General features: G+C 58.0%; 1 protein-coding gene. It reads right to left on the bottom strand.

Annotation, left to right across the window (positions count from 1 at the left end; all coding sequences use genetic code 11):
• Positions 1-3,996: VCBS domain-containing protein (locus C8N36_RS23850; RefSeq protein WP_141468295.1), on the bottom strand; the 3,996-nt coding region annotated here is incomplete at both ends.

The following is a 3,996-nucleotide window of genomic DNA, read 5'->3' as shown; positions in this document are numbered from 1 at the left end:
TTCCACCACCGCAGCGCCGGCGTTCGTATCAGCCACAGCAACCGGTCCGTCGTTCCGGCCCTCAATGGTCAGCGTCACGGTCGCGGTATCTATCGCACCGAATTCGTCGGTCACGGTATAGGTAAAGGTGTCGGTCGCGGATTCGCCCGCCGCCAGATGGTTGAACACCGCGGTCGGATCATAGCTGATGTCGGTTCCGCTTAGCGACACAGGCACACCCGCAGCACTAAGCGCCGACACCGCCGTAACGGTCAGGATCGCGCCAGCGTCAACATCGGTGTCATTGGCCAGAAGCTGCGCCGTGCCGATCGTCAGCACCGTGTCTTCGTCAAAGCCCGTGTCCTGAGCCCGTCCACCCCATTCCACCAGATACCCGTCGGCGATCCCGTTGCCAGGGCGCAGGCTGTCGGGCGCATCGTTCCATTCGCCGCTTTGCAGCAGTTGCGCATAGCCCGGCGCGCTGAAGCCGCCATTCGGCTCGGTCGGTCTCCAGTTGTCATAAGAGAACGACTGACCCGCTTCGGGCCCGGTCACCCAGGTCCAGGCTCCGGGATTGGCCGGATTGCTGCTTTGGCCGCCGATCCACGTGCCGTCCGTCACGGCAATCAATCCATTCGCTTCGATAAAGGCTTGTTCGCTGGCCGTGGTGATGGTCGCCAGATAGCCGCCCAAGGCAGCAGCACCGGCCTGAGCCTCAGCGAAGGTCGAACCGGTATCGACAACCTGATAATAGTGCCCGTTGTCGGCGTTATAGGTCCAGCCTGTTGGATCAGCCGGGCCCGACACCAGCGTGACATCATTGGCCACGGGGCTGTCATTGGTGCCCGAAACCGTGATGGTCACAACCTCTGTCGCTGTTGCATTGTGCTCGTCGGTGACTGTGACGGCAAAGGTTTCAGTTTCAACCTGCCCCTCGGCCAGCGCGTTTGTCGCGGCGGCATTGTTGTCAAGCGTGTACGTCCAGGTTCCGGTTGACGGATTGATGGCAAAGGCCCCGTAAGCACCCGCAGCATTGCCCGACCACGTGGCCGTCGCACCAGTATCGACATCTGTAGACACCATCGTTCCGGTGGCGGAGGGAGTCCCGCTGACAACTGTCCCGTCATCAAGGTTGCCAGCTTCGACAACATCGCCGGAGATGACCGAAGATACACCGATAACCGGCGCATCATTCGTACCGGTCACGGTGACCACAACATCATTGACCGCTGTTGCGCCATGCGTATCGGATGCAGTGACCTGAATGGTCACGTCCTTTGTCTCGTTCAGAGCCAGATTCTGGAAGTCCGTGCCCGGATCAAAGGTGAGAGTCCCCCCGGTGATGCTCGCGCTGCCTTCGGCCGGCGCGACGCTGACCGTGTAGGTAAGGCTGGTGCCATCGTCATCGCTGTCGATATCCGTACCAAGCGCGGTCAGATCAACATCCACCGTCGGACCACCTTCAACCGCTGCCGCAACGCTTGCTGCCAGAGTTGGCGCATCATTCGTGCCAGTTACAGTGATGGTAAGCGTTGACTGCGCTGTCGCACCAAACTCATCCGTGACGATATAAGTGGCTACGAAGTCTTTGGACTCGCCCTCGGCGAGATCGCTATATGCCGGATCGTTGGCGTCAAAGACATAGCTGCCGTCCGATGCCAAGGTCAGACCTGCGATTGCCGTATCAATGGCATAGCTGAGCGACGCACCTGTATCGACATCACCGTCATTGGTCGCAACAGATCCAGAAATGAGGCTGCTCACTGGACTTCCTAGTGGCAAGTTGGGTAGGCCTTTCGCATTGACCGCAGGAACCCCGCCATCACCATTCAGATCGCCAAATTCGATAGAATTCGTCGGGTTGTTCCCATCCCCCAAAGGCGCAACGGTAAAGTTGCCCGCACCATCATTGAGGTAAATCTGGTTTGTCTGATCTGGAACAGCACTGGTGTTAAACGAATTATTGGCCACAACAGCATCAAGGTCGCCGTCCTGATCGATATCAACCAAAGCAACCGACGCGCTGTTGCGCGTGGATCCGGCGATATCGCTGGCCACAAAACTGCCCTCGGTGCCGCCTTGGGCGCCGCCTTGGTTGATCAAAACCTGATTCAATTGGTTGCCATTGTTGGTGACAAAGGCATCCAGATCACCGTCACCATCCAGATCCGCCAACCGGATAGATGTGCTTTGACGCAGCCCACCGGCCAAAGTGGTTGGGGTGAACCCACCGGCCCCATTGCCCAGCAGCAATTCGTTTTGATCCAAGATGTTGGTGATCACGACATCGGCAAAACCATCGCCATTCACGTCACCAATATCAGCCCCGATGCTGAGGCTGCCAAACTGGTTCACAACCGAGGGCAAGTTTGTTGCAACAAAACTGCCCTGCCCCCCCCCTTGGGCACCGCCCTGATTAACAAGCAATTGGTTGATGCCTTGATCGGTGGTCGCGATGGCATCAAGATCCCCATCACCATCGATATCACCCAACCTGATATCGCGCGTGGATCGTGATCCGCCAGCCAGAGTAGACACCGCAAACCCGCCAGCCCCATCGCCAAGAAGCAATTGGTTTGCCTGACCGTTCCAGTTGGCAACAACTATATCCAGATTGCCATCGCCATTAACGTCTCCGGCCTCGACATCCAACGTGTATGTCGATTTAAATCCACCTAACGACGGCAGGCTGCCCTGCCCGATTGTTGTGGTGACAAAAACACCTTCTGTGCCGCCCTGGATTCCGCCTTGGTTCAAAAGCAACTGACCATCCCCAGAGTAGACACCCACAAAGGCATCCAGATCGCCATCATTGTCAAAATCACCCAAGGTCACGTCGGACGAGCGTATAGCGGGTCCGCCGGTCAGGCTCTCCAGGAAAACACCGGTCCCGTCATTGGTCAGCATCTGAGTATAAAATGTTCCGCCTCCACCGGCGGTGTCATTGATGGCGATCGCATCCAAATTGGCCGCCGGTGCCTCGCCAGCCGTCGCAGCGGCTGTATCCGCCACGGCAACCGGGCTGTCATTGGTGCCCGAAACCGTGATGGTCACAACCTCTGTCGCTGTTGCATTGTGCTCGTCGGTGACTGTGACGGCAAAGGTTTCAGTTTCAACCTGCCCCTCGGCCAGCGCGTTTGTCGCGGCGGCATTGTTGTCAAGCGTGTACGTCCAGGTTCCGGTTGACGGATTGATGGCAAAGGCCCCGTAAGCACCCGCAGCATTGCCCGACCACGTGGCCGTCGCACCAGTATCGACATCTGTAGACACCATCGTTCCGGTGGCGGAGGGAGTCCCGCTGACAACTGTCCCGTCATCAAGGTTGCCAGCTTCGACAACATCGCCGGAGATGACCGAAGATACACCGATAACCGGCGCATCATTCGTACCGGTCACGGTGACCACAACATCATTGACCGCTGTTGCGCCATGCGTATCGGATGCAGTGACCTGAATGGTCACGTCCTTTGTCTCGTTCAGAGCCAGATTCTGGAAGTCCGTGCCCGGATCAAAGGTGAGAGTCCCCCCGGTGATGCTCGCGCTGCCTTCGGCCGGCGCGACGCTGACCGTGTAGGTAAGGCTGGTGCCATCGTCATCGCTGTCGATATCCGTACCAAGCGCGGTCAGATCAACATCCACCGTCGGACCACCTTCAACCGCTGCCGCAACGCTTGCTGCCAAACTCGGCGCATCATTTGTGCCAGTTACAGTGATCGTGACAGTGCTGGTGTCAACCGCGCCATGTGCGTCTGTGACACTGGTGTTGATCACAACATCACGGGTTTCGCCTACCGCTAAGTCTTGGAAATCACTTCCCGGATTAAACTCAAGCACCGATCCATTGAACACAGCGCTGCCTTCGCTTGGCACGCCGGGAATGGCATAGCTGAGCGTCGCGGCAGTATCATCGCTGTCCACATCACCAGCCAATGGGGCCAGATCAACCGACACAATCGGGCCATCCTCAACTGCAGTACCAAAGCCTGTTGTAATCGTTGGCGCGTCATTGGTGCCGGT

Source organism: Pelagimonas varians, from assembly GCF_003208435.1.
Taxonomy (GTDB): Bacteria; Pseudomonadota; Alphaproteobacteria; order Rhodobacterales; family Rhodobacteraceae; genus Pelagimonas; species Pelagimonas varians.
The sequence above is the reverse complement of the archived record's forward strand: the minus strand, read 5'-3'. Positions and strand labels throughout refer to the sequence as shown.